At 70.2% G+C, this 21,778-nt stretch carries 5 protein-coding genes; 4 read left to right on the top strand and 1 reads right to left on the bottom strand.

Going from position 1 to position 21,778, the window contains the following annotated elements; translation table 11 throughout:
• Positions 1–197 precede the first annotated feature (197 nt).
• The gene (locus NA4_RS04220; protein ID WP_245671100.1) at positions 198–1,721 is read right to left on the bottom strand and encodes a hypothetical protein; all 1,524 of its coding nucleotides are present in this window, start codon (positions 1,719–1,721) and stop codon (positions 198–200) included.
• A gap of 165 nt (positions 1,722–1,886) precedes the next feature.
• On the opposite strand from NA4_RS04220, the gene dtd reads away from it, so the two are divergent.
• The 4 genes from dtd to NA4_RS04200 form a co-directional block, all read left to right on the top strand.
• The gene (gene dtd / locus NA4_RS04215; protein WP_067464127.1) at positions 1,887–2,330 is read left to right on the top strand and encodes a D-aminoacyl-tRNA deacylase; all 444 of its coding nucleotides are present in this window, start codon (positions 1,887–1,889) and stop codon (positions 2,328–2,330) included.
• 234 nt (positions 2,331–2,564) lie between these two features.
• Positions 2,565–2,891 carry a WXG100 family type VII secretion target gene (locus NA4_RS04210; RefSeq protein ID WP_157128797.1) on the top strand — a complete coding sequence of 109 codons (327 nt, stop codon included), beginning with the start codon at positions 2,565–2,567 and terminating at the stop codon, positions 2,889–2,891.
• A gap of 16 nt (positions 2,892–2,907) precedes the next feature.
• Positions 2,908–3,429 carry a YbaB/EbfC family nucleoid-associated protein gene (locus NA4_RS04205; RefSeq protein WP_067464120.1) on the top strand — a complete coding sequence of 174 codons (522 nt, stop codon included), beginning with the start codon at positions 2,908–2,910 and terminating at the stop codon, positions 3,427–3,429.
• Positions 3,430–3,445: 16 nt separating this feature from the next.
• Positions 3,446–21,778: WXG100-like domain-containing protein (locus tag NA4_RS04200; RefSeq protein WP_444980033.1), on the top strand; the 18,333-nt coding region annotated here is incomplete at its 3' end.

Below are 21,778 nucleotides of genomic sequence, written 5' to 3'. Positions count from 1 at the left end.
GCTTAGGGGTTACCGTTAGTTTCGGTAATTGGTATCCTGCTGCGCCGAGAACCGTATTCACGTCGGCGTACGTAATACCTGGTCAAATGACCTGCGCAGAACTGGAGTCCAGACCTCCGGCATTTTGTTCACCGCCGATCCAACCGGCGCGCTGTTTCGCGCCGGTCAGCCGGACCGGAGTCTTGCTGGCGGGGCGCTCAGGGTGTTGTGCGGAAGAACAGCACGCGGTCACCGTGCTCGGACAGCGGGGTGTCCACACTGATTTGGCGCAGGCCGCTGTCGGGCAGATAAGTGAGGTTGGCGAACACCTTCGTATTGCCGAAGGCCGCGCGCAGTTTGCTCTCGGTCGCCCGGTCGGGGTTGTAGAGGGCCAGCGTCTCGAAGTCCAGGGGCGCGAGCGGCTTGTCGAGAGGAGCCTGGCCGGCCGGCCGGCCGAGCGCGGCGTACTGGGTGGCCGCGCCGTGCTCGTACCAGCACAGCTCGTAGGCCACGTTCTCGGTGACCGTGATCGCCGCCACCGGCCAGTCCTGCGAGAGGCGCAGGGCCAGTGGGTGTTTCGCAACCGGTGTGAGCTCCCAGTTCAGGCTCATTACCGTCACCCAGCCGCCGTAGGGCTGATCGATCAGCACGATGTCGTCGCCGAGGGTGGCCGAGGTGTTCAGCTCGGGTTCGCGGATCTTCCACTTCGACTCGTGCGTGCCGAGGTAACTCTCGCGGTCGAGGGGGTAAGCGTCATCGATGGCATATGCCGCGATGATCGCCGCGCGCACCTGGGAGATGGCATCCCGCTCCGGGCAGTAGACACTCAGCGCGCCGAAGGTCGCGCCGATCTGCACCGGCATCGCCGGCTGATCCGGCTCCGCACCGGGTGCGAGCGGTCGCAGGCCGACCAGGGCCAGCTTCCAGTTGATCTCCTCGACGGTGGACAGATCGCCGGAGGACTTGAACATGATCTGCTGCTGGGTCAGCCTCCCGGCCTGCTCCAGGGTGCGGCAGTTCAGTTCGACCAGCGCCCGGTGCGACTTGGGGGTGAGATCGAGGTCCTGGATGCCGCACGCGCGCAATCGGATCGACATGCTGGTCGAGGTGAGCGCGGCGTACCGTTCGCGATACATGGCGATGGCCTGCTTGCGCGAACGACCGATCATGAGCGTCCGCAGCAGCGTGCTCAGGCTGGCCAGGTACTTGCCGGACAGTTCGGGGTTCGCCGCGGCCAGGCCGGCGCGAATGCGGGCCGCCTCCTCGGTGGCCGCCACCGCGGCGTCCTGGTCCAGCCGGCCCAGCCATACGCCGCACTTGGACAATCCGTCCGCACATGGACCCGCGACTTCTGGATGTGCTTGCGCCACTTGACGATAGACATCGCAGGCGCGGCGGATCGTCGTGGTCGCGAGTTCCCGGCGGCCACTGTGCCGCGCCGCCTGCTCGAAGGAGCGCAGCGCATCGTTCAGCTCCCCGGCCAAGCGCGCGGTCAGCACCTGGCCCCGGGACAGCAGGCGCAGGCGGATCGCCACCGCTTCTTCGGCGGGCGCCAGCGCCTCCCTGGTCCGGTCGCGCACCGACCCGTTGGTCTTCGTGGCGATCAGACCCTTGGCGAGTTCGCCGAGAGAAGTCGCCAGACGCAGCTCGGAATCGACCGAACGGTCGAGTGCCGCATACCGATCCGCCGCGATCTGGCGCTCCAACGCGTCCAGATCCATCGCGCTCCTCGTTTCCAGCATGATCCTCCGCCACCGCGCGGCACCCGCGCACGCATCCTTCTGGGCACCGAGTTTGTCATGGTTGCCGCCCGCGCGCACCTGTATCCGGCCAGGCCGATCAGGCAGGACGGCGGGTCGCCACCCAGATGCTCGTCCCGGCTGGGCGTGGCGGCATGATCGAGCCTTGTGCGAGCCCTTCTGCAGCGTGTGAGTTCGGCGCGGGTGACCGTCGACGACCAGGTCGTCGGTCGCATCGATCCGGTGGCCTGCGGTGTTCCGCACGGCTTGGTCGCCCTGGTCGGCGTGACGCATTCCGACACCGAAGCCACCGCGAAGGCGTTGGCCGACAAGGTATGGCGGTTGCGCATCCTCGACGGGGAGCGATCGGCCGCGGATCTGCTGGCCCCGATTCTGGTGGTCAGTCAGTTCACGCTGTACGCCGACACCACCAAGGGCAGGCGCCCGTCCTGGTCGGCGGCCGCGCCCGGCGCCGTCGCCGAACCGCTCGTCGAAGCTTTCGCGCGGGCGCTGCGTGAGCTGGGCGCCACTGTGGCCACCGGGCGGTTCGGTGCGCATATGCACATCGATCTGGTGAACGATGGCCCGGTCACTCTGCTGGTGGAGATGTGAACTGCTGATCGGGGCTTGCGAATCGGCCCAGGTGGCCCGCCTCGCCAAACCCACACGGACATACCGCAATTCGACGTGCCCATCGATAGGTGTACGTCGAAGTCGCATGTAACTGCGCGGGCACTTTCCGTTCACGTCCGGGCTACGGGTGAGTTGCCCTCGACTGTCATCGTCGAACACACCAACCGAATGAGCGGGCGGGTCCGCCCCGCGCGAGCGCAGGAGGACGACGCAATGGCGGAGAGGATCGAACTCGACCCCGACCTGCTGCGGCAGGCGGCGCAGAAGACCAGCCACGTTCGCGACCGCATCAACTCCGTGCTGTCCACCTTGCAGACCTCGCTGGCCGGTCGCGGAGCGCCGTGGGGCAACGACAAGATGGGCGACCAGTTCGTCAACGGGCCCAACGGCAACGACGGCTATTCCGCCTCGCGCAAGAATCTGACGACGAACTCGGCGAACATGGCTTCCACGTTCGGCAACTTCTCCACCAACCAGACGCGCACCGCCGACTACCTCGAGCGTCAGGACCGCCGCAACGCCGACGGTTTCCGCCGCTGATCCCGCGACACCGACGATGACGAACGAACTCGCCAAGTCCGAGATGGCCGCGCTGCTGGAGGAAGTCCAGGAGCAGCTGCGCACCGTCGCCAAGGTGCAGCAGGAGCGCGCCCAGCTGGTCGGCAGCGCTTCGGCGCGCGGAAAACGGGTGACGGTGTTCGTGAACGCCGACGGTACGGTCATCGAGACGCGGTTCGGGCCCGGCATCGAAGATCTGAGTTATGCGGAGATCGCCAAGGCGATCACCGAGGCTGCGCAGGCGGCGGCCGTGGACGTCGCCCACAAGGGACAGCAATTGCTGGCGCCGCTGCACGATCGACGGGCGCGGCTGCCGAAGTTGTCGGATCTCATCGAGGACATGCCCGACTTCGCAAGTCAGGTCCCGCAACCGCCCAGAGCGTCCACGGCGCCGCCGGGAGCGGCCGAGCGGCAGGTGCATGCCGCCGGTCCGGACGACGGCAGCATGCGATTCAGCAATGTGGAGGCCTACGACCACGACGGGACCACGGACCGCGGAGTCACCGATTCCAGCTGGTGATCTGAGGTAATCGCGCATGGCTGAGCTGCCCGGATATCTGCGGTGGCTGGAATGGGTGGCCGGCTCCGACTGGCCCGCCGGTGACCCTGACGGCATGTGGGCGCTCGCCGGCGACTGGCGTACCGCCGCGGACGGTCTGCGCGACATCCTGGCCGACATCGACGCCGCCAAGAGCGCCACGCTGGCGGCGTATCCGGACGGCCGGGGCAGCGACGAGGCCATGAAGCTGTTCGACCAACTGCGCAGCGGCGATCAGTCGCTGGCAAAGCTGGCCGAGGTGTTCGACAACGTCGGCGAGGGCGCCAATCAGGTCGGAACCGAGATCGAATACGCGCAGCTGATGATGATTTCGTCGCTGGCGTTGCTCGCGGCGGAGATCGCCGCGGCCTGGATCTTCCCGCCGACCGCGCCCGCGGTGGAGGCGGCCGCGATCGGCTTCACGCGCATCGGGATCCGGCTGCTGGCCCAGCGCGTGATGAACAAGATCATCCAGTGGACCTCGCGATTCCTCGGCGAGAAGCTCGCCACCTTCCTGGTGCGCCACCTTGCCCTCGACACACTCATCGGCACCATGCAGGACCTGGGCATCCAGGCCTACCAGGTGAACGCGGGGCATCGGGACGCGATCAACTGGGAGCAGGTCGCGGTCACCACGGTGAGCTCGGCGGCAGGCGCGGGTGCGGCCAGCCCGTTCGGTGACTGGCTCGGCAACAAGCTCGGCCAGGAGATGCGACCTTGGTTGCGTGGCGCGATCACCGGTGCTTCCGCGGGCGGGGTGGGCGCGGTCGCGGGATTCGGCGCCAGCGTGGTCACCCAGTTCGGCATCGACTGGGCGCAGGACGGCTGGGATGCGGCGGTAGCGAACGCGAAGAACACGGAGTTCGACCCGCGGATGATCACGGCGGGCGTGTCCAATGGCGCGATGTCCGGAGCGAGCCGCGCGCAGGCGGATATGTTCTACCGCTCCCGGCATCCGGAGTGGTATACGCCTTCCGGCGGCAACAGCCCCATTCCGGAGCCACGTATCGGATTTCGGCCTGATGGTTCGGGTTTCGGTAACGACGGTGCGATGACGCCCGCGTCCGGTAATGGAATCGCCCCTGGTGCAGGCGATCCGGCGAACGGGCACGGAGCTGGTGATGCGGCTGGCCGCGGGGTTAGTGATGCGACGGCGAATGGGCGCGGGGCTGGGGACGCGACGGCCGACGGGCGCGGGGCGGGCGATGCGACGGCCAATGGCCCCGGGGCGGACGACGCGAGTGGGCGCCGGGCTGGGGACGAGACGACCGATGGCCGCGGGGCGGACGACGCGAATGGGCGTGTAGCCGGGGACGATTCCGTTGCCGATCGCAATGCCGCGGATAGCGACGCGGCGGGTGACGGCGCCACGAACGGTCGCGCCGCTGACGGGGACACCAACGGGCAGGCAGGTGACAGCGCAGCGCATGGACGCGGAGCGGGCGACGAGACCGCCACCCGTTCGCCGGATGACGCGGGCGGTGCTCGTTCCGACGACCAAGTAGCGACTGATCGTCCGTCCTCGGGCGACACGCACGCGCGCGGCGCCGACGATTCGGTGGGTCGAGCGGAACCGGCGGGTTCCGACAACACGGCGAGTCCCGCGGCTGACCCCGATAGAGGCGCAAACCAGCCGAGCGCGCCGAAAGACACCAATACTGCTGCGCCACAGCAGGACACCATCGCCTCCACGCGCAACCCGGAGACAACAGCGGCGCACAATCCCGAGGCAACCGCGACCCGCGGTGTCAACGGCATCGGTATCGACGGTACTGTGCCCCGGACCGACGGTACGGTCGCCGCTCCGCTCGCCTCGCAGGGACCGGCAACGGCCGCGCCGCCTTCGGCGCCCACGCACTCCACTGGACCAACGGCTACCACGGCCGGACCATCGAACAACGCCACCCCGACGCACACGACTTCCGATACCCGCACGAACGCACCCACGACGAGCGAACCGCGCACGCAGACAGGAGCTGGCGAGCCGCGCACCCAGACCGGGGCAAGCGATCCGGCGCGCAGGCCGTCAGGGGTGCCGGAGAGCCGCGCGGGCGCCGCGGAACGGGCCGCCGGATCCGCTGCCCGCGAAGGGGCGGCACAGGCCCGGCTGGCCGACTCCGAGGCGCCCCGGACGCGGTCGGCGGACACGGCGGAAGCCCGTGCCCGCACAGACGCCGTCGATGTCCCCGAAACCCGTGTCGACCCGGACCCGGATGTTTCGATTCCGCCGGAAAGTCTGCTGGTCGCCCCGCCGCTGCCCGCGGTGGACTCCAGCAGCGGCCAGCCGTCGCGGGGCGGGTCGCGGGCCGACCCGGGCGGCGACACGAACAGCGCCACCCGCGCGGAACCGACCGCAACGGCCGAACCCGGTGCGCCGCAGGTCCGTCCGGAAAACCGGGGCGAATGCGCCAGGTTGGCGCTCGACGAGATCCAGCAGGGCACCGGCAGCGACGTGATCCGGGTGCCTGAGGAGCCGGTGGGTCCTGCGGGTATGTCGCGGAGCGAAGTGGAGGACGCGGCGGGAGCTCCGTTGCGCGACGTCCCGGAGGCGAAGCCCGGCCAACCGCGGCACCAGCCGATCGCCGACGCGCTGCTGGCGCGGAACGAGGAGGGCGCACGCGCCCTGGTCGTGGACGAATACGCGGGCCCCACCGATGAGCACGGCGTCGGCGCGCACGCCTATGTGCTGACGGTGCGGCGGCATCCGCAGACCGGCGAGCTCTTCGTGGAGGTGTCCGATCCCGGCGCCGGTGTCCGCGAGGGCTTCCCGCCGCACGTGCCGAAGGAACTGCGCCGCGTCTCGGTGATCCTCTACGACGCGCAGGGCAATCCGTTGCATCCCGCCGGTTCCGATGCCGTGTGGTCCGGCGACCGGACCGGGGACCGAGACGAGCGCCGGGTCGGCGATTCGGAGGATCGGCGGGAACGGCAGCCGGATGAGCCGCCGACCGCGGCACCGCTGCCGGAGGACGCGGCGTCGCAACCGAATCCTCCGAATGTCGACGTACTCGGCGAACCGGGACCCGGCGTCACGCCGGAGATGCTGCGCGCGGCCATGCGGTCGGTAGCCGAAAGTGGCGTTCCGCTGGTGGTCTTCGGCAGTCGGCAGACGGGTGTGTCAGAGAAATCCGGCCTTCCGTTCCGTCCGGACAGCGACCTGGACGTCGCAGGGACGACCGCGGAATCGCTGTTCGCGCTGATGGATACCCACGGCGAGGGACAGAGCCCGATTCCGATGGTCAAAGACGTCGCCGGGGTCTTTACGGAAGAGGAAGCCCTCGCCAAGGGCTACCTGGTGATCAAGCCGGCGGAGCGGACGGCTTCGCCGCCACCGGAGGAATCCGTTGCGCCCGAACGCGACGCCGACCACCCGCGCGAATCGAATCGCGATGTGCCGCACGACCGGCCGTCGGACTCCGACGACATGGCAGTGGAACCGCCCGAGCAGCAGCATGATCCGGACGGCTGGCTGAGCAGGCCGCCGGACGAGGAGGCGGCGCAGGTCTGGCAGGTGCTCGACCAGACCGAGGTCGGCCGCGCGGCGGCGGCCGCATTGCGGGAGGCCGGTGCGGCGGTTCGGTTCGGCGACTCCGGCGACGGCGCGGTGCGGCCGGATTCGTTCAACGGCAGGACAATGGATGTTGTCGTCGGGACTCGGGACCGGAGCCAGTTGGCTCAGGCCGCCGCGGTGGTGCGTGCCGCGGTGCTGGCCGAAGCGGTGCTCGCCGGTCGGGTCGAGGTGACACCGGCGGCGATCCGGGCGATGGATCGCGCGGATCATGTCGCGGCGCATCTGCGGGCGGAGGCTGCCGCTCTGGGCCGCGAAGCCGAGTTCAACCGGGAATTGCTTGCGGCGGGCTACGATCCGACACCCGGCCCCTTGCATGACGTAACGGAAGTGGCGTATCGAAGGGCATTGGAATCGGCGTACCTGGACGCCTATGACGCGGCGGTCGCCGCCGCCCGTCACCGAGATCCGGGCATCGATGCCGATCAGCTGCGTCGTATCGGTCGCGCGGCCGGTATGGCTGACCTGCTGGCGAGTGAGCTGTTCGATTCGCCGGACTTCCCAACTGCCGGCCACAGCCACCGCGATGTGGCGGGCCGGGAATGGGATGCCCAGCAGCATCGCACCGCGCCGGACGGCATTCACGAGCACGTCCCTTCGTCACCGGAATCCGCTCGTGCACTACAGCAATTGGTGCGCGAGCACGCGGTCCTCGTGCGGGAGATCACCCGGATCGATGCCGAATGGGATCGACTCGTGCAGCGCCTACAGGGCGCATTCCTCGTTCCGGACCACCTCGTCGGACCGGACCGGCGGGCCGTGCTCGACTTGCTGATGGATCGCTCCAAGTTCGTCGTCTTCCGGAACTCCGATGTCGATGTGCGGTTGCTGGCCGATCTGGCCGAGCGGCATGCCCGGGCCGAAACCGAGCGCACCCGGATCATCGACGCGATCTCCACAGCCGTTCAGCGCGACACGCCCGTGCGGACCGACGCCGCGCCGACCGGACCGGTCCGGATCCACCTGGATGAATCCGGCGTCCTCTTCGTGTCTCGTGACGGCACGGACCCGGTGCGATCCGACGGACCGGACCCGGTGCGATCCGACGGACCGGACGACGCAGCGCCGCCATCCGAAGCGGACCTGCCGAGCAACTCGAGGGCGGTCGCCGATCGAGCGGACGAGGCACTCGTCCGGACCCGGAAACTGCTCGACTCCACCGACTTCGGTCGCTGGGCAGCCGACGCGCTGGAGCGCCACGGAGTGCGCATCCGGTACAGCACCGAGCCGGAGGCGCACGCCCGGCGAAGCGACGGCGGCCGGTTCGAGCTGGGCCGGGTCGCCGGCTACGACCCGGTCACGAACACCGTGGTGCTGGACCTGGCGGACAATGCCCGTCAGCAAGCGGTGGCTCTGGTCCGCGCGGCGGTACTGGCCGATCAGCTGAGCGTGACCGAAGGCCACCCGCTGGAGCGGTTCACGCTGTCGCGCGACGAATACGTGGCTCTGATGCTGGACCGCCAGGCCGAGGCCCAGGCCGCTGGGTTCGCCTTCAGCAGGCAGCTGCGGGATACCACCGGTGCCATCGGGTCGCTGGCGGATCCGTTGGCGAGGGAGTATCTGGCCGCGCATGAGCAGGCCAGGCAGACGGCGAGCGAGATCTACCGCAGGCGGCGTTACGGCAATCGGTTCATCATCGCCGGGGACTGGCTCGACGCGGCGGCGCACCGCGCCGGCGTCCGCGCGGTGCGCGCGCACCTGAGCGATCTCGGCCCGCTCGTCGACGGCCTCGACTATGCCCAGCGGTATGGGGCGGAGTGGGACCGGGCCCATGGCATCAGGCCGGGCACGGACGCGGCCACACCGTCGGATGCTCCGCGGGCTCCGCGCGGTGACACCCCCGCGATGCGAAACCAGCGCAGCCGGGATTACGCGCTGGATATCGAGACCTTCCGGATGCTGCGGGAGGCGGGCAGATTCGTTCCGATCAGTCCCGCGGAACGCGCGTACGCCGATGCCTACGACAAGGCGTATCGCAAGGCGAGCCGAGCCGCCGCGCGTTCGGCCGACGCACCGCCGCCGGAACGCGTCGCCTACGAGGCCGGGCAGGCGGCGCTTCGGCGCTATATCGACAAGGTCGGCTTGGAGGCGACCGAGATCGCCTTCGATGTCGCGCGTTCCGTCGACAACGAAGGCCTTCGGTGGGCGAACCCGCGCCCCGAGGAGCCGAACGTTTCAGACAGCGTCCCGATCCGCGAATCCGCCGATGCGACGCCTCCACTGTCGGAGTCCGACGCCGCCGATCTCGTTCGCCGTGCCGTCGAAGGGCAGTTGCGCTTGGAACCGGGCGGTGAACCGCTGACCGATCACGTCCTGGCCTATCCGCGCCCGGAGGGATGGGGCAGAGCCCCCCGACTGGTTGTCATGGCCACCGAAGGGCGGCACATGGACGCCTTGCGCGAGCTGGCGGCGGCCCGGCCGGAGTACAGCGATGTGCTGTGGGACCGCACGCATTGGCTCGACTACCGGCAGGTGTCGCGCGGACCCGACGGCGAGCTCGTGACGGAGGAGATCACCGCGCCGCAGGCCGAGGGACCGCACCGCCGCCCGAATCGGGACGACGCAGTCGCGCACATGCTCGCCCACTACCTGCGCTACCGCGCGGAAGGCCTGACCAACCTCGGCTACGACGAATGGATCGGACAGCTCGACCGGGATGCGTTCTATACCAAGGCGGATCAGCGGGATGCCCGCCCGACGCTGAAGGCGTGGCGTGCCGAGGGCAGGCTGCGTGACAATTTCACCGCGATCGGCCACCGAGCGGTCCAGGCCGACCCGACTATCGGGCCGCCGCATCCCGCGGAGGTAGCGCATCGGTTGTACACCCGCCAGCTGAGGCTGCCGGTGCGGCTGCCGGCTGGTGACGGGCCCGCGCCAAGGTACGACATGCGGTGGACGACGGAACACGTCAGGGTGCGTGGGGAGTCCCTGCCCATCCGGCTCCTCAGCGACGGTAACGGCGGGTGGCGGGTGCCGACGCCGCGCGGTTCCAGCTCGATCTCCGATGTGCTGGCTCGGCAATTCCAGGGTTTGTCCGACCGAAGCCCGGAACGGCTCACCGATCGGATCGGCCGACTACTGCAGGATGGTTCGGCTGACCTGAATGAGCGTGCTGCGCCGCGCGGTTTGCTGGGCCGGGTCTCGGATCGGTTGTCGTTCGGATCGCGCCATGACGACGGTGCCGAGTCGGCCAGAACGGGCGAGAAGCCTGTTTTGCCGGACCGTTCTCGGCAGAACCCAGGTGCGGAAACACGCCCGGACCGGCCGGATGAAATGGCGGTCGATGACAACGGCACGGGCCATGCGCCGGACCGGACCGGCGCACCGATCCAGGACGAGTGGTCACGACTCGATCCGCGGCAGGTCGGCGAACGACTCTCGGCGCTGACAGGTCTGGAGACGTTCGGATTCGACCTGCCCGGACTCGATCCCGAAGCGGTGCGCGAATACGCCAGGGCCGTCGTGGATATGCGCACGGATCATCCGGATGTCGATCTGCGCCGGGTCGGTATCGGCCCGCTGCGCGGTTGGGTCGCCGGACGGGCATATTCGGCCATCGATCCGGCGACCGGCCGGACGTACACCGACTCGATCGTGCTGAGCGACCGGGATGTTTCCGACCCCGGTGCGTTCCGGGATCGCCTGCAGCGCAATGCGGATCGCGGTCGCTTCGACCCGAGCGTCGTCGACCGGCCGATCTACAGCGTGTTCGTGCACGAGTACGGGCACGCGATGGATCACGCGGGCGATCGCGCGGTCCACAACGTGGTCGACGACGCGTTGCTGCGGCACTACACCGCGAACCACGACCCGGCCACGATCCAGGGTTACCAGGCGTGGTTGCGTCAGCTCAGCGGCTACAGTTTCGACGAACACGGTGTCCTCGACCCGAAAGAGGCGGTGCCCGAGGCATTCCGTGACGTGGTGCTGCGCGGCCCGAACGCCAGCGAGCCCGCCCGGCTGATCTACGACCTGGTGCGCCGGGCCGCGGGCTTGCCGCCGGACGGTCTCGGCATCGCTCCACGGCCGGATACCGCTGACCCGGGCGGCGTCCAGGAACCGCCCCGGACAGGCGACGACGAACCACACCGCGACAACGACGCGCTCGATGCGCCCGACGAGCAGCCCGTGTTCGACGATGAATGGTCGCGCATGGACGCCGCCGAGATCCAGCACACGCTGGAACAGCGGCATGGGCTTCAGGTCATCGGGTTCGACAACCCCCGGGTGGATGTCGACGCCCTCAGAGAATTCGCCAGGGCGATCGATGAACGCCTCATCCGGTTCCCGCGGATCCACCTGGACAGCGTCCGGATCGAGCCGCTGGCGGACGGAATCTTCGCGAAAACCGTCTCGATCCACCGGCCGACCGACGGTCGCCCGCCGTATGCCGAAGCCATCGTGCTCAACGAGACCCTCGCGACGGACCCGGCGAAGCTGCGCCGCGCTGTCGCGCTCAATGTCGACGACGGGCGGTTCCATCCGGCCTACAACCGCAGGCCCGTCTACAGCATCATCGTGCACGAGGTCGGCCACGCCATGGACACCTCGGGCTCGCCGCTGACCCGCTTCCGCGTCGACGCGGACCTGGTGCGGCGTTACACGGCGACGCACGAGAACCCGACGCCCGACGGCTACGACGCGTGGCTGCGCCAGATGCCCAGGCTGTGTTTCGACGCCATGGACGCCCTCTACAACTCGGAGGCATTGCCCGAAGGATTCGCGGACGTAGAACTCAACGGGGACAGTGCTTCCGAGCCCGCGAAGGTCCTCAATGCCGCCTTGCTGCGTGCGCTGGAGCAGTACGGGACACCACGCCGAGGAACCGGGACTCCGCGCACCGACTTCGATGACATGGCGGTCCCGCCGGATGCCGGCGGCGACTCGCCGCCGCCCGGGCCCGGCGAACCCGACAGCGGGCAGCCACGCTCGCCGCATGAGGAGGCGGTTCGCGCCCACGCGGATGCCGTCGCCCAGCGCGACGAGCTGGCCGCGCGAGTCAGCGAACTGGTCGATGCACTACAGACCTCCGTTGACCCGGAAGACCTTGCTCCCGAAAGGATTCGAGCGGCCGTCGCCGACTTGTCCAGCAGAAAGCTGCTGCCGGAGGGTGATGACGCCCTGGTGGCGGAACTCCGCATGCTGGTGCCGGAATTCGAGCGCGCGGCCGCCGAGGTGGGCGAACTGGCGGCGCGAATCGGCCTGATCGAGGAATACGACGGGTTGCTCCGGCAGCGCCAGGACCTCGTTCGGGAACGTGAGTTCGTCCGTGCCAAGGCCAATGAACGCGCGGCCAACCTGGGTGTGGACGATTCCACCGAATGGGTGCGCCGGGACGCGGATTCCCGCGACGAGGCGATCCAGGCGCTGCACGCGAGCGCACGAACCGATGTCGTCGAGGTGAGCGGCGGTCTCGAAGAAGCCGACCGGCAGGTGCGCAAGCCGGTGACCGCCGAGGAGCGGGAACGGCGCACCGAGGCCCTGCGCAAACTGGTTGCCGCGACCGAGGAGTTCACCACCCTCGACGAGCGGATCCGCCAGGTGGACCAGCGCCTCACCGAGCTGGAGGAGGCGGGCGTTGCCCGGCACCGCCCGCCGTCCGACGACGCGGCCGCCGATCTGGACCGAATGGCGCGGGAGCGGGCCGAAGAGCTCCGGAGGATCAAGCCCCGGCGTGGCATGCGCGACGACCTCGCCGTCCGGCTCGGGGTGGTCGACGATTCAGGCAACCCCGACGAGGCCGCGCTGGCCCAGGACCGGCTGCGCGACACGATCGACGACCTGCGCGCGCGGGTGCGGGACGAACTGCGCGACGGCACGCTGGGCGCGGACGAACTGCCCACCCGGCTGCTCCAGATCGACGGGTTGGCCGATGCCGCGGACGATGTCAACCAAGCGCACAACCGGATCGGCCGCTTGCAGGACGAGATGGCGCGCGCCGCCGGTGTATGGCGGCGGCTCGTCGAGGCCGAAGGGGGGCGGATGGTGACCGACCGGGTCGGCATCGTGGAAGGCGAGCGGCCGCGGATCATCGTGTTCGGTCCGCGCAGCGACCCGGCGGCGCCACGCGCGGATCACGATCGCGCCCTCGCCGACGCGCTGCGCCGCGACGCCGCGGTCGCCCAGGCATTCGTGCGCGAGGAGACGACGGTCGAATACCGGCAGGTGCTGGCCGACCGCGAAGGCAACGCACGAAGGGCGGACCTGGCACCGCCGGAAGTGGAGCATCTCAGCAGCGGCTTCCACGAGGGCAGGCGGCTGCACATGACGGCCTGGCGCGACGCCGAAGGAAACCTGCACCCGGTCGACCCGACCCGCCCCACCTGGACGACGAACCGGGATGGCGGCACCATGCCGAAGAAGTACAAGACGAAGGACCTGCCGGACGGCGTGAGCGGATGGGCGATGGAGGACGTCGTCAACGACATCACGCTGCCCACCGATGATGTACCAGCGGGCCAGATCCCGGAAAGCTCGCTGCCGGTGCACATGCCGCAAGCTCCGGCGCAGTACGACACCTCGCAGGTGCCGCCTGGCACGGACGTTTTCGCGCAGCATTGGGGCGCCGACTCTTACAACATCGTGCGCCTGCTCCTGATGGCGGCGCTGGTGCCGAACCACCCGGCGGTGAAGGGCTGGATCCAGCGTCATCCGGAGATCGGCGAGTGGGTGCAGGCGCGGCCGTGGCTGCAGAAGATTCCGCCGTTCGGCACGGTATTCCGCGACTACGAGTGGTTCGCGCCGCCGGAGCGCAATATCCAGCCGATGCATCGGCCATGGGATCCCGCCGAGCACGGCGACCCCGCCGATCGCGTGGAGATCCCGGAATCTCTGCAGCGCGAATGGGATACGGACGTCGCGAATTGGCGCCGCGTGCAGGAATGGGCGGACAGCGAATACGACCGGTTCCTGGCCGACGACACCGACTTGGACCGGATCGCCGAAGGGCTGCAGACGCATCGGCAGGCCCAGCAGCAGGCGGCCGCGCGCGACGTGGTCGACATCGTTCGCGACGAGCTGGTCACGGGCGATCGCGGCGTCAATCCGCTGCTCGACGTGGATGCCCAGCTGTGGCAGATGCAGGATGCCATCGATCGGGTGGCCGAGCGGCTGGCGGGCCGCTTCGCCTCCGACGATGCGGACGCGGTGCGCGACACCATCGAGGACATTCGCGAACTGCTGTACTACGGCACCGATCCCGACGCCATCGCGGCCGTGCTCGCCGAACACATGCGCGACGACGTCCCGGTGCTCACCCGCGAGCAGCTCCAGCAGATCAAGAACCACCTCATGGTCGATGAGCATCGGGTGCGCGACTACACCGACCCCAACGGCGCGTACGTGCGGCGGCCGATGGACCGGCTCGCCGATATCGCCGAAGCGTGGAATCGCCTCATGACAGGCGAGCCGCTGCCGCAAGACCTCGTGCTACTGCAAGACGCCTTGGCCGAGTCGGAGTTCTTGCGCGCCAATCCAAGCGCGGGCTGGCGCGAGGCGAACATGCACGCCATCGGCCTCGGCTACCACTGGGACGCAGACCGCCCGCCGCTCACCGGATGGCGCGCGGGCATTCCGTACGCCGTGCACCCCGTCGCGCCGAATCCTGCCTGGTTGCCGCCCGCTTCGCGGACAGACGGTCCCGAACTGCCGCCCCCCGATGGACCGCAGCCTGCCGCACTTCCACCGCGCCCCGACGCACCGAGTTCCGGCGGGACCCGACGTCCGGAAACCTCAGATCCGGATGCGGCGAAATCGCCGGAGTCGGCGACCGGCCGACGCGAGACTCCGCCGCACGAACCCCCGGCAGTTCATCCGGACCAGGCGCCCGAGTCAGCGACCGGCGGGCGGGAGTCCGAATCCGGTGTGCGGCCGGAGGCTTCGGCCAGCCGCCAGGATGACGCGTCCGATGATCCGGCGCGTTCGGACGGTCAGCGGGGTGATGTGCGCGTGTGGCCGCCGGAGTCGCGGCCAACTCCGACGCAGCAGGAAGTCACGGACGCGTCCGAGCCTTCGGCCCGTAGGGAGGCCGGGGCTGCGGAGTCGGGTGAGCCTTCGGCTGGTCGACCGGAGGCCGGGGCAGGCGAACCGCCCGAGTCCACGACCGCTGGACGGGACGACGCGGCGGAGGCCCCAGCGCGTACGGGCGGCGAGCCCCGGGATGTCCGGGTGTGGCCGCCCGAACCGCGGCACACCGCGGAGCAGTCCGGCACCGCCGACCGACCTGAGGCGAATGCGGGTGGTGCAGCGCAGAAGCCACCCGGTGAGCCGCCGACGCCCGCGCCGCCGCCCGAGGACGGGCCGTCGCGGCCAGAGCTGCCCGGGGAACCATCGGACTGGTTCCATCGCATGCAGATCGAGCAGGCCGAGTGGAACGCCAGGATGGCGGCCGAGCACGCGGCGTGGCTGCACGAGATGGCCGAGCAGCCGTTGCCGCGGGACGCGACGATCGTCGACGAGATGCGGCAGTTCGCCGCCCGCATGCGCGCGGAGAACGCCGATATGGCGGCTCGTGTGGCGCGGGAGCGGGTGCAGGAGCTGCGTGATATCGCCGCCACGCGCCGCACGTCCGAGCCCGAACGCCAGGTGTCCGAGCCGGAATCGTCCGCTGCCCGTCCGGACGCCTCGTCGCGGTCCGCACGGGCCGATTCGGACACCCCGGTCCGCCCGGGAAGCCCGGACGACTGGTTCGAGCGGATGCGCGTCGAACAGGCCGAATGGGAAGCCAGGATGGACGCCGAGCGCGCCGAGTGGCTGCGCGGTCTGTCCGACCGCGATCCGGAGGACAGCTGGGCGCGTCTGCAGGCCGAACAGGCCGAGTGGGAGGCCCGCATGGGCGCCGAGCGCGCCGCTTGGCTGCGGGACATGGCGGGCTTGCCGGAACCTTCGGGCCCGGCGCACACCGAAGGCCCTCATGCCACAACGGAACCCGACCCGCCGGACCGGCCGCAACCCGACGACGACGGAACCGCCCCGCGGCCGAAGGAACCGCCGTCGCGACCACCGGAAGGCCCATCGTCCGGCGCCGCCCGCGTTCCCGAGGCAGAACCCACAGTCGGCGAGGACACTCCCAACCCTGCGGAGAACCCGACCGCGGAGCCCGGTGACATCCGCGTGTGGCCGCCGGAGGACGCGGAGCAGAACACCGCGCCCGAGCCGCATAGTGCGGGCGGATCGCAGCATCCACCGCATGAGCCGCCGAGCGCGGCGCGGCCCGAGCCCGGTGAGCCCGAACCGAATGGGTGGCGGCAGGACGGACCGGCGCGTTCGCACCAACCCGTCACGCCGGAACTGCGCAACGCGCTGCCCCAGCTGCAACAGCGGATTGCCGACGCCGCGGCCGCCCGCGCCGCGCTCGATCGAAGCATCGCCGAACGCGCCCGGCTGCTCGGTGTGCGTCCGGAGGGAATGACGGCGCACGAGATCTCGCGTGCGGTCGACGCGCTGATGCAGGCGGAGATCGGGCGCGCGGAAGCCTTGCGCGACCGCGAGCATGTGCCGCGCGAGGAGATGGTGCAGTACTTCGACGATCTGCGCGCGGCCGAGCGACGCGTCGCCGATCTCACCACCGAGATCCGCGCCATCCGATCCGACTTGAACAGATTGCACCAGGCGGTCGCCGAGGAGAACAACGCCAGGACCGAGGCCGGGCTCCTCGCGGCACGCGACGTACTGGCCGCCGAGGGCGCGCGGATGGTCGCCGAGGGCGTCGGTGTGCTGCCGGACGGGCAGCGGGTCGTGGTGGCATCTCCGCTGGCCGAGCCGGATCCGGTGCTGGCGCCGGAGACCAGGCGGCAACTGACCGATCAGGGTGTGCGCATCGACTTCCGCCTCGTCACGGTGGACGAGAACGGCGTACATGTCACAACGATCCGGCCGCCCGAGGAGGGGGGAGCGCCCGCGCGGCCCGCACCGGACACGCCCGGTTCCGGCCCCACGCAGGGCGACTCGCGTGCGCCCCGATCGCGGCCTGGGCAGCCGCCTACCGGGGGCGAGTCGAACCAGCGGCCTGGGCAGCCGCCTACCGCGGGCGCGGAGACAGCAGGCGGCGAAACCGCTCGCCCTGCCCCGGAATCCCCGCCCGCCCCCGGAAACGTACATCCGGACGGCGAATCGGCACGACCCGGGCAGCCCTCCGCGCCGGAGGACGCCCGCACCGACCAGGTCACGCCCGAGGCGCAGGCCGAGCTGGACCGACTGCGTGCCGAGCGCGCGGACGCCGTCGCACGCGCCGATGAACTGCGCGCCCTGCGCGATCAGCGGGCCGAACTGTTGCCGGTCGACCCCGCGACCGACCTGACCCCCGAGCGGCTCGACGAGACGTTGGCGGCACTGCGCGGCAAGACGATGCGGGTCGACGAAATGGCGCGCAGGCACGCGGCCATCGATGCTCTGGAGGATGCTGCAAGGGCCTGCAACGAGGCGGACGAGCGCGTCGCCGCGGTGGACGAGCGGATCGAGGCGGCGTATCTGGCGGGAACACCCGAAGGCGTCTACCACGCGCTGTTGCGTGAGCGTGCCGCCCTGGCCTCGGAACGCGAGTTCTGGCGGGCGAAGCGCGATGACCGGTTCTCCCGCTTCGATACTCCCGGCCGCACCATCCACGACCCGAACGTGGCGCTCAACCAGGACAACCTGACCGCGATGATCGAGGAGCTGACCGCGGACTTGGTCGGCGTCCGGGATGTCGCCGGTTTCGGTGACGAGACCGACACGCAGATCCCGGAAGTGATCGGCGAGGCGGAGCGCGCGCAGCGCTTGGCGGCGATCTTCAAACTCCAGGACGCGGCGGAGCGGTTCAACGAGGCGGACCAGCGGCTGGCGGAACTGGACCAGCGCATCGCCCGGCTGGAAGCGGCCGGTGCGCATCGTCCTCCGGACGCGGAGACCGTGGCCGAGCTGGAACGACTTGTCGCCGAACGCGCCGAGATCTCCAGTGCCAAAGACAAGTTCGCCGACCCGGACGTCGCTCTCGCGGAACTGGATCGGCGCATCGACGCGTTGCGAGCCGAACTCGCGCGGCAGCAGCCGTCGCTATCCGCGGAGGTCGCCGCCGAGCTCGACCGGCTCGGACGCGAGCGTGCCGACCTGGTACTCGGCATCAAGCCGTGGCGGGTGATGCGCGACGACATCGCCGCGCGGCTGCGCATCGATCCGGACCGGCTGGGTCCGGATGATCTGGCCGACACGCTCGACGAGGTGGCCGGTCGCACCATTCGTGCTGACGAGGTTGCCGAGCGAGCCAGGAACCTGGAGTTGCTGCGCGAGGCGGCCGAACGGGTCAACCGCGCCGAGAACGAGATCGGCAGGCTCCAGGACCGCATCGCCGAACTGGGCGGCGCCGGACGGGACGTCCTGGCCGAGGCGGGTGCGCGCCGCGTCACCGATCGCGTCGGCATCGTCGACGGGGAGCGGCCGCGCATCATCGTCGTCGCTCCGCGGGGCGCGCTGGACAGCCCGCGCGCCGATCACGACGCGGCGCTGCACGACGCGTTGCGGCGCAATGCCGCTCTCGCGCAGGCTTTCACCCGGCCGGAGACGACCATCGAGTACCGGCAGATCATCGCCGACCGCGAAGGCGGCTGGCACACCGAGGATCTGGCGCCGCCGCGCCGGGAGTTCGTCACTTCGCGCTGGCGCGACGGCGACCCCGGCATCCACCTGACCCGCTGGCAGGACGCCGAGGGCGAATGGCATCCGGTGGACCCGGACCGGCCCGGCTGGGAGCAGCGCGGCCATTCGGGGACCGTGCCGAAGAAGTTCTCCCCGCGCGATCTGCCCGAGGGCGTCAGCGGGTGGGCGGTCGATCCGTTCCAGGCGGCGCTGGTGGATCCGTTCGTCGACAATGGGCCCGGCGTCAACACGGACTTCCTGCCGGTGATTCCGGGTGGCAAGCCGCTCGACCCGGGCGTGCCGACCTATGAGCTGCCATTCGCCGACGTCTTCTACAACACGATGCGGATCATCCTCGAGTCGGCGAAGCTCTCCGGGTTCACCTGGTTCAGTGACAAGAACCATCCCGGACGCATCCGCCCGGGATTCAAGGGGCATCCGTGGTTCCGGGCGCCGCGTCCCGACGTGCAGCCGATGGCGCGGGAGTGGAATGTGCGCGACGAGGTGCCCGACCGCGGCGACCTCACCGAGCCGTTCCTGCGCAGACAGCGTGAGGCGCAGCAGAACTGGGCGCGGGTGCAGGAGTGGGCCGACGGCGAGTACCAGCGTTTCCGCGCCGACGACAGCGACATCGCCACGATCACCGACAACCTCGCCGCACACCGTGCGGCCGACCGGACCGCCCGCGCACGGGATCTCATCGCCCGCATCGCGCAGCAGCTCGCGACCCGAGGCGAGGTCGATGTCGACGGGCTCGCGGAAGGCCTGGCCGGTCAGTTGCGCGACGAACAGCCGGGCGACGCAATCCAATTGGTGACCGACATCAGCGACGTGCTGCGCGAGGCCACCGGCGTGGTCGACCTCGCTGATCTCGCCCGGCCGGTGGCCGATCAGCTCGCCGACAGCACGCCGGAGTTCACCCGCGCCGAGATCGAGCAGATCAAGAACCACCTGATGCGCGACGAGCACCTGGTGCGCGACCCGCGCGACGGCGTGCTGGTCCGCCGTCCGCTGGACGCGGTCGCCGACGTCGCCGAGGCATGGAACCGCCTCATCGCGGGCGAGCCGCTGCCCCAGGACATCTTGATGCTGCGCGACGGGCTGGCCGAGTCGAACTACCTGCGTGCGAACCCGACCGCCACCTGGCGCGACGCCAACCAGCACGTCATCATGATCGGCCTGGACTGGAACGCCAACCGCCCACCGCTGACCGGCTGGCGCGCCGGAATCCCCTACGCGCCAGCGCCGCTCACACCGGACCGCCAGCTCCCGCCCCGCCCGGACACGCCGGAGCTCCCGCCCGGCCCAGAGCCCACTCCTGACAGTCCGCCGAGCACGCTTCCCGACGAAGCTGCCACACAACAGTCGTCGCCTTCCGACCGTCCCGCAGCAGAGCCGCCGCACAGCGCGTCTCCGGACGCCACTACCGCACCGGTCCCGCGTCCGAACGGCACACCGGAAGCGGACACAGCGACTGCCGAGGCGATTCCCCGGCCGGAGGATGGCACGTCGACGGAACCAGATCCGGCCGGGCAGATGACGTCGCCTGATCCGACCGGCGGTGTTGCCGACGAGGTGGGAGGCGTTCCGGAGGCTTCGGCGGGCTCGCGCCCTCTCCCGTCGGACTCCGATGCCGAGCACGGCGTCACACAGCCCGCGCCTCCGGCAGCCGAGCCTGGTGTGGGGTCGCGCACCGACGGCATGCGGGACGCGGATAGCGTAAGTGCGGAGCGTCTTTCGCCGTCCGAGGAGAACGACGGATCCCCCGAGGCGGACCGGCGCGGTGGCGAACCGATCGGTCAGGTGGCGCCACGTGAGGGGACGGAAGGCGCCGACCGGTCGCGGGATGTGCCGGAGGAATCCGTGGGTGCGCGCCCGCCCGCCGATCCCGATGCCGAGCGTGGCGGACCGGAGGAAGGCAGTGCGGGTACGGTCGCATCGCGTGGTCCGCAACCGCATCGACCGGGGTCAGGTACCGCCGCCGAACCGCCGGTGCGGCAGGATGACGCGCCCGGTGCCGATCGCCCGGAGCGCGGCCGATCGCGCGGTGACGAGCCCGAGCAGCCCGAGGCGGTAGTTCACTCGGAACATGAGCGGAGCGTGGCAGGCGACCTTCCGGATCGTGAACGGCCGCAGGTGGTGGGTGCGCCGGTGGGCGAGGGCACGGATGGGTCGGATGGTGAACGGCCGCAGGTGGTGGGTGCGCCGGTGGGCGAGGGCGCGGACGGGTCGGATGGTGAATCGCCGCAGGCGGTGGGCCGGTCGGAGAACGAACAGACTCCAGTGGTGGATCGCCAACGAGGCGGCCGTACCGATGGGGGATCCGAGGGCGCCAGCCGCCAGGCGTCGGAATCGACTGCGGGAGACATCGATACGGTTCCCCCCGCCAGCAGTCCTGCCCGAAACGAGTTGTCGGCACCGGCGGAAGGCGGCGAACGGCCGGAGCCGCAAGGGCGCCAGGCCGCACGACCCGAGACGGCCGAGGGCAGGGCCAACGACCGCATATCGTCCGAAGACGAATCCGCTGAACGCACTGGGTCCGACAGTGCGGAAGGACGCTCCGGCCGCGACGAGCAGCAGCCGGACGAGGAGGACGCCGACTCCCCGAGGGACCCGGACGCGGAACCGTCGGAGAGCCCGGAGACCGGAGCACGTTCCGGGCGCGGAGGCACACCGAACCCGCCGGACGGAACCATTGGCGAAAACGTCGACGGCGGCGCGGAACCACCAGGCCCGCAGCCGGACCCGCAGGGCGTTCCGGATCGTTCCTACCTGCCCGGTTCGTCGTTGCGATCGCACATCCCGCACCTGCCGAAGCGTTACGACTTCGACATGCCGGATGCACTGCACATCCCGGTGCAGCACCTGCCACCCTTGCTTCCACAGCCACAGCCACAGCCACAGCCACAGCCACAGCCACAGCCACAGCCACAGCCACAGCCACAGCCACAGCCACAGCCACAGCCACAGCCACAGCCACAGCCACAGCCACAGCCGGAACCACCTGAGTTGCCGCAGCCACCGGAGCACCCGGAGTTGCCGCAGCCGCCGGAACCACCAGGGCTGCCGGAACCACCAGGGCTGCCGGAACCGCCGGGGCTGCCGGAGTTGCCGGAGCGCCCGGAGTTGCCGGAACCACCAGGATTGCCGGAG

The organism is Nocardia amamiensis NBRC 102102, from assembly GCF_001612745.1.
Taxonomy (GTDB): domain Bacteria; phylum Actinomycetota; class Actinomycetes; order Mycobacteriales; family Mycobacteriaceae; genus Nocardia; species Nocardia amamiensis.
The sequence above is the reverse complement of the archived record's forward strand: the minus strand, read 5'-3'. Positions and strand labels throughout refer to the sequence as shown.